Source organism: Actinotalea endophytica (assembly GCF_025717005.1).
Lineage (GTDB): Bacteria > Actinomycetota > Actinomycetes > Actinomycetales > Cellulomonadaceae > Actinotalea.
The window spans coordinates 289,184-307,835 of record NZ_JAOVZU010000006.1 but is presented as its reverse complement, the minus strand read 5'-3'; the positions used below and the strand labels follow the sequence as shown (position 1 = coordinate 307,835).

Here is an 18,652-nt window from a genome sequence, read left to right as displayed (position 1 = left end):
CTGCTCGGCACGACGCTCGGACGGCGACGGCCTCGCGCGCACCAACACCGACGAGACCTCCACTCGACCGCGGGTCGGATGACTGTCCCCGGCGGCGGACTGCAGCGCCCCAATGCCAGCCACGTCTGAATCGATCCGATTCTTGCGGCATTCTGAGCGACCACGATGGCATTGTCTTGCTGGTGGTCCGGAATCGTGCGCTCCACGTCATCCCGGCATCGTGCGAACTGCAGTTCAGCGCGCCCATGCGTCCGGTTCGGTGTGCAGCTGCTCTCCGGGTCGACGGCGGACGACCGAGCCTCCGGCCGGCAGTGGCTCCTCGCGGCCGCGAAGTCGGGGCACGCCATGGCGATGTTCAACCAGGGCGTCACCAACGAGACGGTCGAGCCGGACGCGGCGCACACCTGGTACGAGCGGGCGGCCGCGGGGCCCTCGGGGTAGAGATGGACCCGGCGGACCTCGCGGCAGCGAAGCTTGGTATGAGAGCGCCGCGGAGCGAGCGCGGCGACCCCTCGGTCGTGCTGCGACCGAGCGGACCTGGAAGCCGGGGCCGGCCCGCGTCATCGACGGCGGATCGGGCCTTGCCCGCGGCCGACCCCCCGCCGCTAGAGTGCTCACATGAGCGGTATTGATGGCGAGGCTGAGAGCCCCGACGCGGGCGCGCCGGAGGAGACCTCGTCCCACGGGGGGGCTTCAGGACCACGCGAGGGCGCCGTCCGGACCAGTGACGTCATGTTCGATCCCGAGGACGTCGGCGAGGACGACGACGGGCCCGATCACGACGATCTCCTCCTCCGGGTCGCCGAGCGGTACTACTTCGCCCGGCAGAGCCGCGTGACGATCGCGGAGGAGTTCGGCATCTCGCGCTTCCGTATCGCGCGTCTCCTCGACGAGGCCGAGCGGCGTGGCACGGTCCAGATCACGCTGCACCGCCCGCGCTACGGCCGCCGCGACCTGAGCACGCGGCTCAAGGCTCAGTACGACCTTCGCCATGCCGCAGTCGTCGAGTCGAGCCACTTGACCGAAGCAGAGATGCGCGAGGCGCTGGGCCGCGAGGGAGCCCGCCTGCTCGCCGGCCTCCTCGCCGACGGCGACGTGCTCGGCGTCGGTTGGGGACGCTCCGTCGAGGCGGTCGCGAACGCAGCAACGGCCCTCCCACGGTGCCCCGTCGTCCAGATGTCGGGCATCACCGGCCCTCCGAGCAGCAACTCGATGGAGCTCGTGCGCCGCTTCTCGGCGATCACCGGGGCTCAGCCCTACCCCCTCTACGCACCGCTCATCGCGCCCGACTCGGCGACCGCGCGCGCGCTGCGCAGGTCGCACGGCATCGCAGAGACCTTCGAGCAGTTCCGCGACATCTCCGTGGGACTCGTCACGATCGGCAGCTGGGATCCTCCGAACTCGCTGCTGCACCAGTTCGTCTCCCAGGACGTGCGGGAGGTGCTGACCGCCGCCGGGTTGCAGGCCGAGGTGGGCGGACTCTTCCTGGACAAGGAGGGCAAGGAGATCGCGACTCCGCTCTCCGGTCAGCTGATGAGCATCCCGACCGAGGAGTTCCGCGCGATCCCCACGGTGGTCGCCGTCGCCGGGCACGCCTCGAAGGCACGGGCGATCCGCGCGGTGCTTCGAGGGGGCTTCGCCAACGCTCTCGTGACGGACACCGCGGCCGCGGCAGCCTTGCTCGAGGATCCATGAGATCCGCTCAAACGAGCGAACGCTCATTGCAGCCGCCCAGTCAGTCGCCTACCGTCCCGGAGCGATCCGCCACGTGCTCCCGGTAGCCGAAACACCGAGGGAGCCCGGCACCACGCTCAACGAGGAGATGGAATGCACAAGCGAACGACACGGCTCGGCGCGGCCGCCGTCTGCACGGCGTTGGCCATCGGATCAGTGGCTGCCTGTGGATCGGGCGGCGCCGACGATGCGGGTGGAACGGACGGCGTGACGACGCTGACCTACTGGAACCAGACGGCAGACCCCGAGACGATCGACGCCGTCGACTCGATCCTCGACGACTTCATGGCCGAGAACCCCGACATCAAGGTCGAGCAGACCCGCTACGAGTCCGACAAGCTCTCGCCGCTGGTCAAGAACGCCTTCCGCTCGGGTGACACACCGGACCTCGCCTACGTCGAGGTGTCGACCGGCCGCGAGCTCTACGAGGCCGGCCTTGCCCAGAGCCTCGAGGACTACGCCACCGAGTACGGCTGGAAGGACAGGGTGGCCGAAGGCGCCCTCGCCTGGGGGACCGCTGACGACGGCGACCTGTTCGGCCTCGGCGTCGAAGCCGAGATCAACGGGATGCTGTGGGACCAGACTGCGCTGGACGAGCTCGGCCTCACCGTTCCGACCACGGTCGACGACCTCGCGAACGTCTGCCAGGTGGCGCGCGCCAACGACATCGTGCCGATCTCCAGCGGCGACAACGGCGCCGGCTGGATCTGGTACTTCTACCTCGGGCTGCCGATCCTCAACCTCCTCGGCCCCGAGGACGAGATCGCGTTCGCGAACCACGAGGCTGGGGCGTGGACGGACCCCGACATCCGGGCTGCGATCGAGACCGTGCTGGTCACCGCGAAGGATGCCGGCTGCTTCATCCCCGAGATGAGCACGCTCGACAACAACACCGCGATCTCGCTCATCGAGAGCAAGGACGCGCTCTCGTACTTCCCGGCATGCACGTGCAACCTGGAACCGATCCAGAGCGCGTCACCGGACAACGAGTACTACATGACCACGTGGCCCGAGGTGCCGGGTGGGCAGGGGCAGTTCGCCATGCAGGGCATGGGCTCGCTCTGGGTGATCAACGCGAACAGCGAGCACCAAGACGCGGTCGCCCGGTTCCTCGACTTCATGGTCTCCAAGGACACCGGCGTGAAGCTGGTCGAGCGCGCCGGCTTCGCCGCACCCGTGCTCGGCATCGACCTCCAGAGCGCCGACGTCAGCGACCTGTTCAAGCAGGGCGTCGAGCCGCTGACCGACCCGGACGCCGAGACCGGCATGTCGATCGACCTCAAGTCCTCGGGCGAGTTCAACGACCTGATGGGCCGCCTCAGCCAGGAGGTCTTCTCCGACCAGATCACGCTCGACGAGTTCTTCGACCAGCTCCAGGCGGCGTGGGAGAACGAGGGTTGAGCATCACGTCGGACCACGTGACCGGTGCCCCGGCAGGGGGCACCGGTTGCTCCGGCGCCAGCCGGGCCCTGCCCGGACGTCGTAGGGCCTGGCGCAGGCGGTTGACGGGCCTCCTGTTCGCCGCACCGGCCACCGCGCTCGTCGCCGTGTTCGTCCTGTACCCGGTGATCGGCACCTTCCGCATCAGCCTGACCGACTGGGACGGCTTCTCGCCCGACCGAACGTTCATCGGATTCGCCAACTACAGCAGCATGTTCGCGGACTCGGTCTTCTGGGACTCCGTCGGGCGGAACGTGCTCTACATCGCCGGTCTCTTCGTCGCCGTCACGATCGGGTTCCTGATCGCGGTCCTCTTGTGGACGAGACCGCGGGGCTGGGTGGTCTTCCGAACCGTCTTCCTCGTGCCCGAGATGATGGGGGCATCCATCGTCGGCATCATCTGGCTGCAGCTCTGGCAGCCGGTGAGCGGCGGCCTGGCGGCGATCGGCAAGGCGCTCGGGATCCCGTTCCTCGCTTCGAGCCCTCTCGCGAACCCCCAGTGGGCGATCATCGTGCTCGTACTGACACAGGTCTGGGCCAGCACAGGCTTCTACGTGGTCATCTCGCTCGGCGGCCTGCAGAACATCGACCCGAACCTCCTCGACGCGGCATCGGTCGATGGCGCGTCGAGGCTGCAGCGCCTGTGGCACGTGGTCATCCCCCAGATGCGGCCCTACCTCGCACTGATGACGATGCTGGCGGGCATCGCGGGCCTGCGCGCGTTCGACCTCGTCTGGATCATGACGGCCGGTGGGCCCGGCAACGCGACACAGCTCCTGGGGACCTCCGCCTACACCATGGCCTTCAGCCGGAACGAGTTCGGCCAGGCCGGCGCGATCGCGATGACGATCGTCGTCCTCGCGTTGGTCTTCACCGCCATCACCGGAAGGTCCAACACCCGTGAGTCCTGAGTCGACGATGCCTGCCGGCCCGCCGCCGCCGCGACCGCGCCGGCGCATCAGCATGAGCCGCGAGTCCGTACGCTTCGCGCCGACCTGGGTCACGTACGTCGTGATGATCGGGATGTTCCTCATCATCTCGTTCCCGATCGTGTGGCTCCTGATCACATCGCTGCGTACCCGTCAGGAGTACATCGAGGACCCGCTCGGCTGGCCGTCGTGGGCGTTCAGCAACTTCGTCGACGCCTGGAACACCGCGCACTTCAGCACCTACGTGCCCAACTCCCTCATCTACATGGTGAGCGTGGTGCTGGTCACGCTGGTGCTCGCCTCGGCTGCGGGGTACGGCCTGGCCCGCTTCGACTTCCCCGGGCGGCCCGCGCTGATCGTGTCGTTCGTCATCGCCCTGACGATCCCGTTCTCGTCGATCATGTTCTCCGTGTACGACGTCGTCGCGGGGTTCGGCCTGCTCAACACTCGCGTCGCCATCGTGACCGTCGCGGTCGCGATGGGCCTGCCGTTCGCCACGTTCTACATGCGCGCCTTCTTCGTCGGGATCCCGGAGGAGCTGAGCGAAGCGGCGCGGCTCGACGGCGCGAGCGAGCTCGGCGTCTTCTTCCGGGTCATGCTTCCGCTCGCGCGCCCGGGGTTGCTCACGCTGTCCGTGTTCTCCGGCCTGTGGGCGTGGTCCATGTACATCGAGCCGCTCCTGCTGGCAACGACCGACCAGCTCCGATCTGTCTCCCTCGGACTCGCGTTCTTCTCGAGCGAGTACGCCGGCGCGAACCAGCCCATGATCGCCGCGGGCATCATCATCATCGTCGCGCCGCTCGTCGTCGTCAGCGTGGCCGTGCAACGGCACTTCGTCGACGGGATGACGGCTGGTGCGATCAAGTAGCGGCCAGGCGGGCACGCCACGCCGAGCCACGTGAGCCCGTCCAGAATCTCCTGATCGACGCCGTGACAATCCGGTGCCACGATGGCGCCGTGGACGCGGTGTCGAGGTTCTACAGCGGGTCCGGCGACCTCGTCGCGACCGTCCGCGCCGCCCTCGATGAGGCAGGGCTGAGCGGGACGACCCTGCGGACGGCAGATCTCGCACCGGTCGACGAGTTCCACATCCGCGGCCGTCAGGCATCGCTCGAGATCGCCGAGGCACTCGAGGTCACGTCCGGCTCGCGCGTGGTCGACCTCGGCAGCGGACTTGGCGGGCCGGCACGGACGCTCGCCGAGGTGATCGGCTGCACGGTCACCGGCATCGACCTCACCGCCGAGTTCTGCGCGGTGGCCACCGCGCTCTCGGAGTGGACGGGGCTGGCCGACCGCACGCGCTTCGTCGTCGGGGACGCCACCGCCACGGGCCTGCCCGACGCCGTCGCGGACGCGGTGCTGACCGTTCACGTGGCGATGAACATCCCCGACAAGTCCGCGCTGTACGCCGAGGCGTTCCGGGTGACCCGACCCGGTGGCAGGTTCGTCGCCTACGACGTGCTGCAGGGCGAGGGCGGCGACGTCCGGTACCCGGTGCCGTGGGCGGCGGACCCGTCGACCAGCCATCTCGCCACACCGCAGGAGATGGCCGCGCTGCTCCGAGCAGCGGGCTTCGAGATCGCCGCGACGGTCGACTCGTCCGACGAGAGTCTCACCTGGTTCCAGCGCGTGCGCGCACAGGTGGAACGAGACGGCCCGCCCCCGATCACCTTCGCCGCGTTCCTCGGCGGCACGTTCGCGGCGATGGCGGCCAACCAGGTGGCGAACCTCGCCGAGCGACGCATCCGCACCGTCATGTTCACCTGCGCTCGACCGTCCTGATCGAGCGGCGAGCCGACCGACCGAGGCGAGGAGTGGCTAGCCGCCGTGGCGCGACACCGTGTCGTCAGACCGCTGCGAGGTGGAGGCGAGCCCGAGGTACCGCTCGAGCACCTCGTCGGGCACGCCGTCACGGGGTTCGGTGACCGATGTCCGCCCGGGGAGCCACTCCTCGCGCACGTCGGCCACGGCGGCTCCGCCGAGCACCGCGGACGCCTGGATCGCAGCTCCCCTCGCGACGGCCTCGTCCACGGCACGGGTCTCGACCGGTCGCCCGGTCGCGTCGGCGAGCACCTGACGGTAGGCCGCGGAGCGAGCGCCGCCGCCGGTGACCACCGTGACACCGTCGGTCGGCACGCCGGCCGCGTCGATCGCGCGCTGCCCGCGGACCAGACCGAGGACCACACCCTCGAAGGCCGCGAGCGCGAACTCCTCCCGGGTGAGGTCGCTGCGCAGCCCGCCGAGCAGGCCGCGGGCGTGCGGGCGCTCGGGGGTGCGTTCACCGTCGAGGTAGGCCACGAGCACGGCACGGTCGGCACGCACGGGCGCGGCGAGCGCGAGACGGGACAGCTCGGCGTGGTCGACGCCGAGCAGGCGGGCGAAGGCGTCGGTGACCTTGGTCGCGTTGAGCGTGCAGACCAGGGGCAACCAGCCGCCGGCGGCGTCGGCGACCCCGTCCACCCAGCCGCTGAGGTCGAACACCGGAGCGCTGCTCGGGGTCATCACCACCCCGGAGGTCCCGAGGCTGTAGAGCACGTCGCCGGGTTGGAGGCCGATCCCGAGCGTGCCGACGTGCTGGTCCCCGCCACCGGGGCCGACGACGCAGTCCGGGCGCAGGCCGAGCTCGCGCGCCAACGACCCGGTGGCCGGGCCGGCCGGCTCGGACGGGCCGAGCACCGTGGGCAGGCGAGGCCCCCAGTCGGCCGGACCGACCATCGTCTCCAGGTGCTCCAGCAGCCAGCGGTCCTCGTGCGCCGCGTAGTACCCGGTGCCGGACGCCTCCGAGCGGTCGGTGACGTACCGGCCGGTGAGCAGGTGGGTGAGGTAGTCGTGCGGCAGCAGCACGTGCGCGAGGTGGTCCAGGTGCTGCGGCTCGTGATCGGCGACCCACGCCAGCTTGGTGATCGTGAAGGCGGCGGTCGGCACCGAGCCGACGGCCCGCACCCAGCCCTCGACGCCGAGCGACTCGACGAGCCGCGCGGCCTGCTCGGCGGAGGTCGTGTCGTTCCAGAGCTTCGCGGGGCGCAGCACCCGGTCGGCCTCGTCGAGCATGACCAGGCCGTGCGCCTGTCCCCCGACGCTGATCGCGTCGACGTCGGTCGCGGCCAGGCCGACGCTGCCGCACGCCGCGGCGAACGCCTCGAGCAGCGCCGCGCGCCAGGCGTCCGGGTGCTGCTCGCTGACCGGCGGCGAGGTCACGGGGTGCGGGGCTCGACCGGTGCCGAGCAGGGCCCCCGTGGCGGCGTCGTGCAGGCTGACCGTGCACGACTGCGTCGAGGTGTCGACACCCGCGACGACGCCCATCACACCTCCTGGTCGGCCAGCCCGGTGAGCGCCTCGGGGAGGTCGTCGATCAGCCCGACGGCGCCGGCGGGGTGGGTGAACAGCACCTGGTCCCAGCCGTAGCCTCGCAGCCGCATGAGCACGTAGGCGAGCGCGTCGCCCCAGACGGCGGCGATCAGGGTCGAGCCCATCGCGATCACCCCGCCCGGGTCGACCTCGGTGTCGGTGTGCAGGTGCACGGTGAGGTCGGCGAGCCGGCCCAGCGACGAGTCGGGTGCCGCGGTGAGCGCGATCACCGGCACGTGCCGCTGCTGGACCCGGGTGGACAGGTCGTTGAGCTCGGTGGACTCGCCACCGCGCGAGATGGTGATCAGCAGGTCGCCCTCGACCACGGCGCCCATCGTGCCGTGCAGCGCGTCCATGCCCGGCAGGAACAGCGCCGGGGTGCCGGTCACGGCGAGCAGGTGCGCCATCCGCCGCGCGATCGAACCGCTGGTGCCCGATCCGGTGACGAACACCTTGCCGGTGCAGGCCTGCAGCATGCGGACCGCCTCGAGGAAGGTGTCGTCGATGAGGTCGGCGACGTCCGCGACGCCCTTGCCCTCGCGCCGGATCGCATCGCGGGCGGCCTCGAGGACCTCCGAGCCGGACAGGTCCATCGCTTCTCCTCTCATGCCGCGGCCCATGCGGACCGTCGCAGCTCGGTGGGGGTGCGCGCCTCGGGCGGGACCAGCTCGCCCGTGCAGCGCCCGTGGGACATCACGACGATGTCGTCGGCGACCTCGCAGATCTCGTCCTCCTCGGAGGACACCACGACGACGGTCAGACCCTCGTCGTGGGCGAGGGACCGGATGATCCGGTGGATCTCGGCCTTGACCCCGAGGTCGACGCCCTTGGTGGGCTCGTCGAGCAGCAGCACCCTCGGTCGCTGGCTGATGGCGCGGGCGAGCAGCACCTTCTGCTGGTTCCCGCCGGACAGGCCCACGACGGGGCCGTGCACGTCACCGCGGATGCGCATCTGCGTCAGGACGTCGTCGGCCTCGGCGAGCATCCGCTTCTTGCGCAGGAAGCCCGAGCGCGAGTAGCGGCTCAGCACCGGCAGCGCGACGTTGTACGGCGAGCTCAGCCTCGGCACGATGCCGTCGTGCTTGCGCTCCTCGGTGAGGTAGACGACGCCCTCGGCCTGGGCGGCGCCGGGCGAGCGGGGCCGGTAGGCCTGCCCGTCCAGCTCGGCCGTTCCCGAGGACAGGGTGGACAGGCCCACCAGCGATCGCAGCAGCTCGGTGCGCCCCGACCCGACCAGGCCGTAGATGCCGAGCACACGACCTGCGCGGGCCTCGAGGGTGACGTCCTCGATGCCGGGCGCCCGCAGGTTGCGCACCTCGAGGTGCCGTCCGGCGGTCGCGGAGGCGGCGGTGTCCGGCCCCGCGGCCGTGCGCACGGGCGCCGCGGGCTGCTCCTCGCCGGCGATCGCGGCGACGACCTCGTCGCGGCCGACCTCGTCGACCTTCGCGTCGATCCGAACCCGGCCGTCGACCAGGGCGACGATCCGCGAGCAGACGGCGTACAGCTCGTCGAGCTTGTGGTCCACGAAGATGATCCCGAGCCGTCGCTCGACGGCCAGGTCGCGCACCGTGTCCAGGAACCGCTCGACCTGACCGCCCTCGAGGCTCGTGGTCGGCTCGTCGAGCAGCAGGTAGCGGGCGTTGCGGTGCGTCGCGATCGCGACCTCGAGCAGCTGCCGGGTGGCGACCGGGTAGTCCCCCAGCCGCCGGTCGACGTCCACCTCGAGGCCGAACGACTCGGTCAGCTCGCGCGCCAGGCGGCGCATGGTGGCCTTGTCCAGCACCCCGCGGCGTCGCCGCTCGTCACCGAGGAACGCGTTCTGCGCGACCGTGAGGTTGGGCAGCAGCGCGAGCTCCTGGTAGACGGTCGCGATGCCGGCGGCGATCGCCGCCGAGGGGCTGTCCAGGTGACGGCGCTCGCCCTCGACGGTGATCGTCCCGGAGTCGGGGCTGGTGGCCCCGGAGATCACCTTGAGCAGGGTCGACTTGCCGGCGCCGTTGTGCCCGACCAGCCCGACGACCTCGCCGGGTGCGACGTCGATCGAGACGCCGTGCAGCACCGTGACACCCGCGTAGCTCTTGACCACCCCGCGTGCGCTCAGGCCCTGCGCGGGCGTCCCGATCGACGTCGCGTCCATGTCAGCCGACCTCGCCCGGACCCGGGGTCTCGCCGTTGACGAACTCCTTCAGCGGCTCGAGGACCTCGGCCTCGGGGGTGCCGCCGTCGAGCCAGGCGCGGATCTGCTCGATGACCTTGGTGCCGTAGACGTACGGCTCCTGGGCCACGCAGCCCGGGTACTGGTCGGTCAGCGTGGTCTCGGCCGCGCAGAACCCGTAGACCTTGACGTCCGAGCCGGGCTCGAGCGCCTGCAGCGCGCCGTAGGCGGCCGGGCCGGTGGAGGCCCAGATCACGTTGATGTCCGGGTTGCCGGAGAGCATCTCGGTGGTCGCGGTGAGCGAGTCGTCGGGCTTCACGTTGCCGTCGACCTTGGCCACGACCTCGGCGTTCGGGTTGGCTGCGATGGTCTCCTCGAAGCCCTGGTCACGGATGACCGTCGGGGTCTCGTCGGGCTCGGTGACGAAGCCGATCTTCAGCTCCGCGTCCTCGCCGAGGTCGTTGAGGACCATCTGGGCGCCCTGCACGCCGCCGGTGTAGTTGTCGGCCGCGAGGTACTGCACGATCGTCGCGCTCTGTGCGGCGAGCGCGTCGGGGTCGATGCCGACGTTGACCGTGAACACCGGGACGCCCGCGTCGTTCGCGGCCTTGACGATCGCCGCACCCGGCTCGGACTTCACCGCGTTGAGGGCCAGCGCGCACGGGTCCTTCTGCAGCATCGACTGGACCTGGGAGAGCTGGGTCGCGTCGTCATCGTCGGCGATCTGGATCTCGACCGACATGCCGTTCGCGGCGGCGGCCTCCTCGAAGCCCGACTTCATCGCCACGTAGTAGGGGTTGGTCAGGTTCGGCAGCGCCACGGCGATGAACGGCTCGTCGGCGTCGCAGGCGGCCGGGCGTGGGATGTCACCGCTGCCGGCGTCCGCCGAGGCGTCGTCCGATGCGCTGGTGCTCGAGCTGCCGGTGCCGGTGTCGACCGCCCCGGAGCAGGCCCCGAGCACGACCGTCGCGGCGAGCGCGGAGGCCACCAGACCGGTGGTCCTGCGTAGCTTCATTGCTTCTCCTCAGGGTTGTGAGTTCCCACTCACCCGGCAGGGCGGGCGGGCGTCGTGTCCTGCTCCCGGGACGTCGTCGCCCCGGCGGCAGGAGTGGTGGGCTCGCCGGTCCGTGAACCGCCGAGGGCTCGGCGCAGCAGGCTGCCGAGGGACGAGGAGCGGCGATAGGTGTCGATCATCACGCCGCCGAGGATGATCAGGCCGATCACCAGGGGCTGCCAGTAGCTCTCCACACCGAGCACGTTCATGCCGTTGGAGACCTCGGCGACCAGCACGGCGCCGAGCAGGGCGCCGGGCAGCGTGCCGATCCCGCCGAACAGGCTCACGCCGCCGACCACGGCCGCGGCGATCGAGTAGAAGAGCTCGTTGCCGGAGCCGGCGGACGGGTAGCCGACCATGAGCCGGGAGGTGACGATCAGGCCGCCCATCCCCGCGCACATGCCGCTGACCGCGTAGACCAGCACCCGCACGCGCCCGATGTGGACGCCGGACAGCCGCGCGGTCTCCGCGTTGCCGCCGACCGCGTACACGTGCACACCGGTCGGGGTCATCCGCAGCAGCACGGTGAGCACGATCGCGAAGACGATGACGAGCACCACCGGCATCGGGATGCCGTACAGCCGGCCGCGTCCGACGATCGCGAACATCGGGTCGGCCACGATCACCGAGTTCGCCCCGGTCAGGATGAGCGGGATGCTCGCCGCGACCCCGAAGGTCGCGAACGTGACGATGAACGGTGGCAGACCCGCGTAGTGCACGAGCGAGCCGTTGATCATGCCGACCACCACGCCGATCCCGACGGCGGCGAGACACGCCAGCCACCAGGGCGCTCCGGCGCGCATGGCCAGCGCCGCGATCATGCCGGTGAGCGCGACGTTCGACCCGGTCGACAGGTCGATGCCGCCGGTCAGCAGCACGAACGCCTGCCCCATGGCCAGGAACGCGATCACCGAGCCGTTGAGCAGCAGCAGCTGGGCGTTGTCGAACGTCCGGAAGGTCGGCGACATCAGGCTGAAGATCGCGCCGATGAGCACGATGACACCGATGATGCCGAGCTCCTCGGGGATCCGACGTCGTGCCATGTCCCGCCTCCTCGCGGTGCTCATTTGAGCGCGCTAACCGCTCATCTGCAACGACCATACCGCATCGATCGCGGACCGCAAGGCTTCGAAGTCACATATGAGTAACGAATCTGGGGTATGCTGCTCATATGAGCGAGGGGCACGAGACGCCGATGTCACGCGAGGAACACGCGCTGCTGGTGCGTGCGGCACGCATGTACTACGTCGACGACAGCTCCAAGGTGGAGATCGCCGACGCCCTGGGCGTCTCACGATTCAAGGTCGCCCGGCTGCTCGAGCAGGCCCGCGACCGCGGCGTGGTCACCATCACGGTGCACGACGCGGGCACCCTCGTCCCGGACCTCGCCACGGCCCTGGCCGAGCACCTCGGCCTGCGCCGCGTGGTGGTGGTGGAGTCGGCCGGCAGCCTGGCCGAGGTCCGCGACGAGGTCGGTCAGGCCGCGGCGAACCTGCTCGGCGAGACGCTCGAGGCGGGCGAGGTGCTCGGCCTGGCCTGGGGGCGCACGCTCACCGCGATGAGCGCCGCGATGCCACCCCTGCCACGGGTGGACGTCGTGCAGCTGACCGGCGCGATCGGCACCGACCTCGAGGAGTCCCCGGTCGAGATCGTCCGCAAGGTCGCGCTGCGCAGCGGTGGCACCGCGCGGCCGATCTTCGCCCCGCTCGTGGTCGACGACCCGCGGACCGCGGACGCGCTGCGCCGCCAGCCCGACGTCGCGGCCGCGCTGAAGATGTTCGACGACGTGACCACCGCGATGCTCGCGATCGGATCCTGGGACCCGCCGGTCTCACAGCTCCTCGCCGCCCTGCCCCCCGCGGACGCCGCCGCGATGCGCGAGGCCGGCGTGCGCGCGGAGGTCGCCACGATCCTGGTGTCCGACACCGGTGAGGTGCTCGCTCCGCAGTTCGCGCGCCGCTGCATCACCATCCGTGCGGACCAGCTGCGCCGGATCCCCCGCGTGATCGCCGTCGCCGCGGGCGCGGAGAAGGCGCACGCGGTGGTCGCGGTGGCCCGGTCCGGCCTGCTCACCGAGCTCGTGACCGACCGCTCGCTTGCCGAGGCCGCGCTCGAGCTGCCTCCCGTCACGACCGCCCGGACCGAGGCCTGACCGTGCGGCTCGCCGGCTCGCTGTGGTCCGTCCCCCGGGACCGGCAGGAGGCCGAGGCCCAGCGCCTCGCGGGCGCAGGACTGAGGCGCTGGCACTGGGACGTCTCCGACGGCGTCTTCGCCGCGCCCGGCGGGTTCAGCCCGGCCGACGCCGTGCGGATCGGCGCCCTCACCGGCCTGCCCGGCGAGGCCCACCTCATGGTCGAGCGCCCCCTCGATCATCTGTCGGCCTGGATCGACATCTGCGACACCGTCACCGTGCACGTCGAGTCCGCCGACTGGGAGGCCGCGGTCGAGGCGATCCGGCGCGCGGGCCGGACGGCCGCGGTCGCGATCAGCCCCGGCACGCCCCTCGACGTCACCGCCGACCTCGCCGCCGAGGTGGGGGTCCTCGTCATGTCCGTGGTGCCCGGGCAGGCGGGGTCAGGCTTCGTGCCCGGCACCTACGCGCGGCTGGTGGGACTCGGCGGACGCGACCTGCTCGGGGTCGACGGGTCCGTGGACCTCGAACGCGGCCTCGAGTGCGCACGCCACGGCGCGACCTGGCTGGTGAGCGGGACGGCGATGAGCGCGGCGGCGGACCCGCACGCCTGGATCGCCGCGCTCGAGGCTACGGGCGCGGACGGCGCCGAGAGGCTTCCCGGAACCGGGACGAATCGGTAGTTTTGGGGCTGTTGCCCGGCCGCACGACCACGCGGCGACGCTCAGATCGGCGATGACGCTGTTCGGGGAGGCACACATGCGCAGGGGCATCATTGCGGCGCTCTCGACCGCCGCCGTCATCCTGACCGGCGCTCTCCCGGCCGCTGCGGCCGGGGCCGGGGTCGCGTGCGGGGACACGATCACCGGGACGGTCACCCTCCAGGCCAACCTGACCTGCACCGACGTCGGGCTGGTCCTGGCGGCCGGCGCGACCCTCGACCTCGGCGGCCACACGCTGCGAGGACCAGGTACCGGTGGCACCGCGCTCCTGACCGACGAGGAGATGCCGTCGACCAGCCCCGTGACGGTGCGCAACGGCACGATCAAGAACTGGGGCAGCCTCTTCGTCGACTACGAGTTCCGCCTGCTCTACGCGCACATCTCCGACGTCACCGTCAGGTCCGTCGCGGGTGACGTCCTGGGCGGTATTGGGATCGGCGTCACGGTCGAGCGGTCGACCTTCCGGGACGCCTCGCCCGGGTTCTTCTGGGGCGGGTCGCTCGACATCAGCGACAGCACCTTCATCGACAGCCGGATCTCGGGCGGTCCCACCATTCCGGACATCACCGTGTCCGGGTCGTCGTTCACCCGCTCGACCATCGACGGCAGCTGCACCGACGGCGGCCGGATCACGGTGAGCGACTCGAGCTTCCGGCAGGGCAGCGCTGGGATCACCGCCGGCTGGTGCCGGCTCAGCGTGACCGGATCGAGCTTCCGCGACCTGGGGACGGCCATCCAAGGCGACAAGAACATCGTCAGCCTCGGTACGCACACGCTCGTCGGCAACACGTTCGTGGCCAACGGCACTGCTCTGGAGCTCGGCCACCGAGCCCTGGTGCAGGACAGCGAGTTCGTCCGCAACGGCGTGGGGATCCACTCCGAGACCAGCTCGCTCGGCTTCCCGGTCGAGGACATCATCGTCGAGCGCAACACCTTCACCCGGAACGGCGACGGCGTGATCATCGACACCCTCAGCCACGTCGGTGACAACACGGCGACGCACAACACCGGGTTCGGTCTCTACGTGCCCCAGGCCGTCGATCTCGGCGGGAACGTCGCGAGCCACAACGGGGTCGACTGCGTCGGGGTCGTCTGCACCGGCTGACGCCCGCGTCGTCTGAGGTCCTTGGTCATCGCCGCGGGTCCGCACAGGAAGGCTTCGTCGCGCGTGGCGCGACCTTCTCACCGGGACCGAGCCGCTGTGTGAACACCTCGCCCGCCTCGGTTCGGGCGGCCACCAGCTCGCCGGCAACCCCACGCTGCTCGCCCACGGGCTCACGGTGGAGGGGCCGGCGTCGTCCTGAGCGCGACGACGGGTCCGGACTTCGGTCACGGTGACCCGAAGGAATGTCCACCTACCGTCGAGGCGAGCAACGACGGGACGGCCGGGCCGGACCGAACGGCCGAGCAGACGACCTGCCCCGTGATCGCAGAGGACCGCCGGGAGGCAACCCGTGGACGTGCAGTCGCTGAAGTACTTCCAGTACGTCGCGATGTACCGGAACTTCTCGAAGGCCGCCGAGCACTTCTACATCGGTCAGCCCGCGCTGAGCCGGCAGATCGCGAGCCTGGAACGCAAGTTCGGCGTCCGACTGTTCGACCGGAACACCCACCGCGTCTCGCTCACCGACGCGGGCCAGGTGCTCTACGCCAACGTCGAGCTGCTGCTGCAGCACTTCGAGCGCGTGACGGCCGAGATGGAGGCGGCACAGCAGGGTCTGGAGGGGACGCTGTCGATCGCGACGGTCCGTGAGTTCCGCGGCCTGTTCACGCGGGACGTCCGCGGCTTCATGGACGCGTTCCCGAACGTCCGGACCGAGGTCGATGACGTCCCGTTCGACGCCCTGTACGACTCGATCCTGAACGGCGTGTACGACGCGGCTCTCACCGTCGACTACGCAGCGCCCGAGAACGACCTGCTCGCGGCGGTCCCGGTCGGCTCGGACGACTTCGTCGCGATCTACGCCAGGGAGTCGGACATCGAGCTCGGGGAGTCGGCCGGCGCGGCCGAGGTCCTCGCCCAGCCGCTGGTCATCCCCGGGCACGTGGCGCCCCCGTTCCTCGGCCGGCTCAAGCTGGCGGCGCGGGACGACCGCGGCGCCGCCGGCGGGATCACCCTCGTGCCCACCCTGGGCACGGCGCTCATGCGGGCGCAGCTCGGGCTCGGGGTCACCTTCGTCTCGCGCAGGCTCTACGAGTCGCTCGCGATGGACCGCGAGTTCCGCTGCTGCACCCTGAGCGACCTCGACACCTCGTGCGAGCTCGTCCTGATCTTCCGCGTCGACAACGAGGCCGCCACGGTCCACAACCTCGCCGAGTACGTCCGCACCCGGCCGGCGGGACCCGGCGCGACCCGCTGACGGCCGGCCGGGGTCCCACCGCGACGGTCAGTGCTTGGGTCCGGTGCCCTCCGGCCACTGGAAGTCGACCGGCAGCTTCGTGTTGCCCTGGTAGTTCGGCTGCTTGCCGACCATCTCGTTGACCGACGGCATGAAGGAGTGCTCGTGGGAGTCGGAGAAGCAGCCCAGCATCTCGGTGCCGAACGCCATGTCGAGGTCGTCGACGATCCGCTGCTTCCACTTGCGCCGCATCACCTGGGTGCTCAGGCGCCGCACGATCCGGTTCTGCTTCATCAGCATCCCGGCGATCTCGTTCGCGCGGTCCATGAGGTTCTCGCGCGGGACCAGCTCGGAGACCAGGCCGTACTTCAGCGCGTCCTCGGCGGTCATCATGTCGCCGGTCATCAGGTACCACACGGCCTGCCGGTAGGGCATCAGCTCGAAGAAGCACGAGTGGATCCCGTCGCCGGGGACGTTGCCGACCAGCACGTGCGGGTCGAGGATCTTGATGTCGTCGGCGGCGATCGCGAAGTCGCACATCAGCGCGAGCTCGGTGTGGCCGCCCGAGCCGGAGAGCACGCCGATCGTGGGGACCTCCACGTCGTGGATCATCGAGATCAGCATCCGCCGGCCGTCGATGAACATGTGGTCGTACCGGGTGTTGACCGGGTCGGTCGTCTCGGGCATCCAGCTCTCGGCCTCGAAGTCCGAGACCCAGATGTCGTCGGTGCCGGTGAAGATGATGACCTCGGTGTCCCGGTCCGTGCCGAGCATCCGCCACATCTTGCCGATCGCGTCGTGCAGCTCCATCGACCAGATCAGCGGTCCGCCGTTGGTGTGCATCCGCACCGTGCACACACCCTCGGGCGTGCGGGTGATGATGAAGTGCTCCTTGAACATCTCGGCGATCTCGTCGAACGACGGCCACCGGACGTAGTTGGTGTTGGTCATGGTCGGGTTCCTCTTCGAGTCTCGTCCGGCTCCTGGGTTGCAGGGCGACGGGGTCGCCCGGCCGGCTGCACGATCCTCGTCAGGCCTTCGAAGGCTGGGGAAATGCCGCAAACGCATGGCCGTGCGCGCTTCGCTGCAGGTCAGCGGGGGCTCCGGCTCTCGGGGCCGCTCGCGATGATCGCTCGGGCGGTGTCGACGACCGTGGTCCGCACCGGGCGGGTGGTCCAGCCGAGCTGCGTGCGCGCCTTGGCGGTGTCGACGTCGCGGGTGATGCCCAGCTCGCCGACGATCATCGCCAGGTGGGCGTCCCGCCGGGCCGCGAGCCGGACCAGGACGTCCGGGAGCTGACGGGTCGGCACCTTCCTCGCCTCGGGCATCTCCTCGCGCAGCATCCGGGCGATGTCGCGGTACCAGACGAAGGTTCCGGCACCGTGGTAGCGCTCACCGATCGTCGACGGATCCTCGAGGGCGAGGACGTGCAGCCGTGCGACGTCGCGGACGTCGACGACGTTCCACCCCAGCCGCGGCAGGGCCGGGAGAGCACCGTCGAGCAGCCGACGGATCACGTCGATGGTGCCGGACCGCGTCGGCCGCCCCACCGGAGGGCCCTGCATGAACGACGGGAGGATCGTCGTCAGGTCGAGCCCGAGGTCGGCTCCGAGCTGCCACGCGAGCCGCTCGGCAAGGATCTTCGAGTCGGGGTAGACGTGGGCCGCGTCGCCGGACGGCTCGGACCACGTCTCCTCGGTCGACCGCAGGGTCGGGTCCGCCGGTTGGGCCACTGTGCCCGACGAGGTGACGACGACCCGGCGCACCCCGCTGCGTGCCGCCGTCGTCAGCACCCTGCGGGTGCCCTCCCGGGCCGAGACGACCAGGTCGCTGAGGTCGTCGAAGGGCATCGGAGAGGCCGTGTGCAGGACCGCCTCGACGCCGGCGAACGCCGCGTCCCAGCCGGCGTCGTCGAGGAGATCCGCCTGGACCAGCTCGAGGTCGGCCCCCGGAGGGCACTGCTCGAGCATCGCGCGCCGTGCGGGCTCCGCCCGGCCCAGGTCGCGGACCGTGCCGCGCACCCGGTGGCCGCGGTTCGCGAGCTCCACCACGACCCACTGGGCGAGGTAGCCGGTCACGCCGGTGACCAGCACGGTTCCGACAGGCGACTGATCGGTCATTTGATTTCTCCCACTCATTGAGTGCACTCACTGAGTATGCCACGGTAACCTTGGTCCGTGGACCGGACGGCGGAGGACGAGAAGGCGCGGATCATCCAGTGCGTGATCGCCATCGCCGACCACGCGCAGGCGATCGTCGACGCGACCCTCCAGGAGTTCGACGCCCCAGCCTCGGCCCCCGCGGTGCTACGGATCCTCACGACGAGCCGGACGCCCGTGACCCCGCGCGACCTCGCACGGCTGCTCGACCGCGACCCCTCCACGGCCAGCCTCATCGCCGACAAGCTCGAGCAGACGGGCCTGATCACGCGGCAGCCGCACCCCGACGACGGGCGCAAACGCATCCTGACCCTCACCGAGCGCGGCCATCAGCTCTGGGACCGGATGAGGGCCGGGCTCCACGACTCTGCCGTCTTCGACGGCATCTCCGCCGCCGAGCGCGGCCGACTGCTCGAGCTCCTCGAGCGGGTCCGCCCTCGGGACCTGACCGTCTGAGGGCGTCGGGCTCAGGGCCGAGCCCGACCGGCGGGGTCCGGACGAACACCACCTTCCGCGCGTTCCACGCCGCGAGCGCCACGGCGACACCTGACCAGACGACGGCCTCGACAAGCAGCACCGCGGGGGGGGCCCGCCGGCGCCGCGCCGGGCGGGGGCCGGCCCCCCCCGGGGCCGCGGCCCCC

General features: G+C 70.8%; 18 protein-coding genes. 11 read left to right on the top strand and 7 right to left on the bottom strand.

The features are described 5' to 3' along the window. Positions 1 to 261: 261 nt before the first annotated feature. The 6 genes from OEB99_RS12505 to OEB99_RS12480 all read left to right on the top strand — a co-directional run bounded on the left by OEB99_RS12505 (position 262) and on the right by OEB99_RS12480 (position 5,885). On the top strand, positions 262 to 441 hold the full coding sequence (locus tag OEB99_RS12505) for a hypothetical protein (RefSeq protein WP_263577596.1): 180 nt from the start codon (positions 262 to 264) through the stop codon (positions 439 to 441). Positions 442 to 732: 291 nt separating this feature from the next. Further along, on the top strand, positions 733 to 1,695 hold the full coding sequence (locus OEB99_RS12500; RefSeq protein ID WP_263577595.1) for a sugar-binding transcriptional regulator: 963 nt from the start codon (positions 733 to 735) through the stop codon (positions 1,693 to 1,695). Positions 1,696 to 1,941: 246 nt separating this feature from the next. Further along, positions 1,942 to 3,135: an ABC transporter substrate-binding protein gene (locus OEB99_RS12495; protein ID WP_263577594.1), complete on the top strand. Its 1,194-nt coding sequence runs from the start codon at positions 1,942 to 1,944 to the stop codon at positions 3,133 to 3,135. 101 nt (positions 3,136 to 3,236) lie between these two features. Next, positions 3,237 to 4,085: a carbohydrate ABC transporter permease gene (locus OEB99_RS12490; protein WP_263577593.1), complete on the top strand. Its 849-nt coding sequence runs from the start codon at positions 3,237 to 3,239 to the stop codon at positions 4,083 to 4,085. Positions 4,086 to 4,137: 52 nt separating this feature from the next. Continuing rightward, positions 4,138 to 4,971 carry a carbohydrate ABC transporter permease gene (locus OEB99_RS12485; RefSeq protein ID WP_263577592.1) on the top strand — a complete coding sequence of 278 codons (834 nt, stop codon included), beginning with the start codon at positions 4,138 to 4,140 and terminating at the stop codon, positions 4,969 to 4,971. Positions 4,972 to 5,060: 89 nt separating this feature from the next. Beyond that, entirely contained in the window at positions 5,061 to 5,885 is an 825-nt protein-coding gene (locus tag OEB99_RS12480) for a class I SAM-dependent methyltransferase (RefSeq protein ID WP_263577591.1), read from the top strand. Positions 5,886 to 5,921: 36 nt separating this feature from the next. Here the strand turns inward: OEB99_RS12480 and xylB are convergent, their stop codons facing one another. Genes xylB through OEB99_RS12455 form a run of 5 tightly spaced genes read right to left on the bottom strand, consistent with a single transcriptional unit; the run spans position 5,922 to position 11,703 of the window. Then, positions 5,922 to 7,406 carry a xylulokinase gene (xylB, locus tag OEB99_RS12475; RefSeq protein ID WP_263577590.1) on the bottom strand — a complete coding sequence of 495 codons (1,485 nt, stop codon included), beginning with the start codon at positions 7,404 to 7,406 and terminating at the stop codon, positions 5,922 to 5,924. After that, complete coding sequence (locus tag OEB99_RS12470) at positions 7,406 to 8,044, bottom strand: KpsF/GutQ family sugar-phosphate isomerase (protein WP_263577589.1); 639 nt, start codon at positions 8,042 to 8,044, stop codon at positions 7,406 to 7,408. The genes xylB and OEB99_RS12470 overlap by 1 nt, the downstream gene beginning before the upstream one ends. Positions 8,045 to 8,055: 11 nt before the next feature. Further along, positions 8,056 to 9,588 carry a sugar ABC transporter ATP-binding protein gene (locus OEB99_RS12465; protein WP_263577588.1) on the bottom strand — a complete coding sequence of 511 codons (1,533 nt, stop codon included), beginning with the start codon at positions 9,586 to 9,588 and terminating at the stop codon, positions 8,056 to 8,058. 1 nt (position 9,589) lies between these two features. Beyond that, complete coding sequence (locus OEB99_RS12460) at positions 9,590 to 10,621, bottom strand: substrate-binding domain-containing protein (protein WP_263577587.1); 1,032 nt, start codon at positions 10,619 to 10,621, stop codon at positions 9,590 to 9,592. A 29-nt stretch (positions 10,622 to 10,650) separates the two neighbouring features. Further along, positions 10,651 to 11,703, bottom strand: a complete 1,053-nt coding sequence (locus OEB99_RS12455; RefSeq protein WP_263577586.1) for an ABC transporter permease — start codon at positions 11,701 to 11,703, stop codon at positions 10,651 to 10,653. Between the two features lie 128 nt (positions 11,704 to 11,831). On the opposite strand from OEB99_RS12455, the gene OEB99_RS12450 reads away from it, so the two are divergent. From OEB99_RS12450 to OEB99_RS12435, 4 genes are all read left to right on the top strand, one after another. Then, the gene (locus OEB99_RS12450; protein WP_263577585.1) at positions 11,832 to 12,812 is read left to right on the top strand and encodes a sugar-binding transcriptional regulator; all 981 of its coding nucleotides are present in this window, start codon (positions 11,832 to 11,834) and stop codon (positions 12,810 to 12,812) included. 2 nt (positions 12,813 to 12,814) lie between these two features. Beyond that, the gene (locus OEB99_RS12445; protein ID WP_263577584.1) at positions 12,815 to 13,474 is read left to right on the top strand and encodes a beta/alpha barrel domain-containing protein; all 660 of its coding nucleotides are present in this window, start codon (positions 12,815 to 12,817) and stop codon (positions 13,472 to 13,474) included. Between the two features lie 76 nt (positions 13,475 to 13,550). Further along, positions 13,551 to 14,618 carry a right-handed parallel beta-helix repeat-containing protein gene (locus OEB99_RS12440; RefSeq protein WP_263577583.1) on the top strand — a complete coding sequence of 356 codons (1,068 nt, stop codon included), beginning with the start codon at positions 13,551 to 13,553 and terminating at the stop codon, positions 14,616 to 14,618. 349 nt (positions 14,619 to 14,967) lie between these two features. After that, entirely contained in the window at positions 14,968 to 15,873 is a 906-nt protein-coding gene (locus tag OEB99_RS12435; protein WP_263577582.1) for a LysR family transcriptional regulator, read from the top strand. A gap of 27 nt (positions 15,874 to 15,900) precedes the next feature. Here the strand turns inward: OEB99_RS12435 and OEB99_RS12430 are convergent, their stop codons facing one another. Next, positions 15,901 to 16,803: an enoyl-CoA hydratase/isomerase family protein gene (locus tag OEB99_RS12430; protein WP_263577581.1), complete on the bottom strand. Its 903-nt coding sequence runs from the start codon at positions 16,801 to 16,803 to the stop codon at positions 15,901 to 15,903. Positions 16,804 to 16,943: 140 nt separating this feature from the next. Next, positions 16,944 to 17,972: an NAD-dependent epimerase/dehydratase family protein gene (locus OEB99_RS12425; protein ID WP_263577580.1), complete on the bottom strand. Its 1,029-nt coding sequence runs from the start codon at positions 17,970 to 17,972 to the stop codon at positions 16,944 to 16,946. 57 nt (positions 17,973 to 18,029) lie between these two features. Here OEB99_RS12425 and OEB99_RS12420 point away from each other — a divergent pair, with 57 nt between their 5' ends. Then, the gene (locus OEB99_RS12420; RefSeq protein ID WP_263577579.1) at positions 18,030 to 18,467 is read left to right on the top strand and encodes a MarR family winged helix-turn-helix transcriptional regulator; all 438 of its coding nucleotides are present in this window, start codon (positions 18,030 to 18,032) and stop codon (positions 18,465 to 18,467) included. Positions 18,468 to 18,652: the final 185 nt, after the last annotated feature.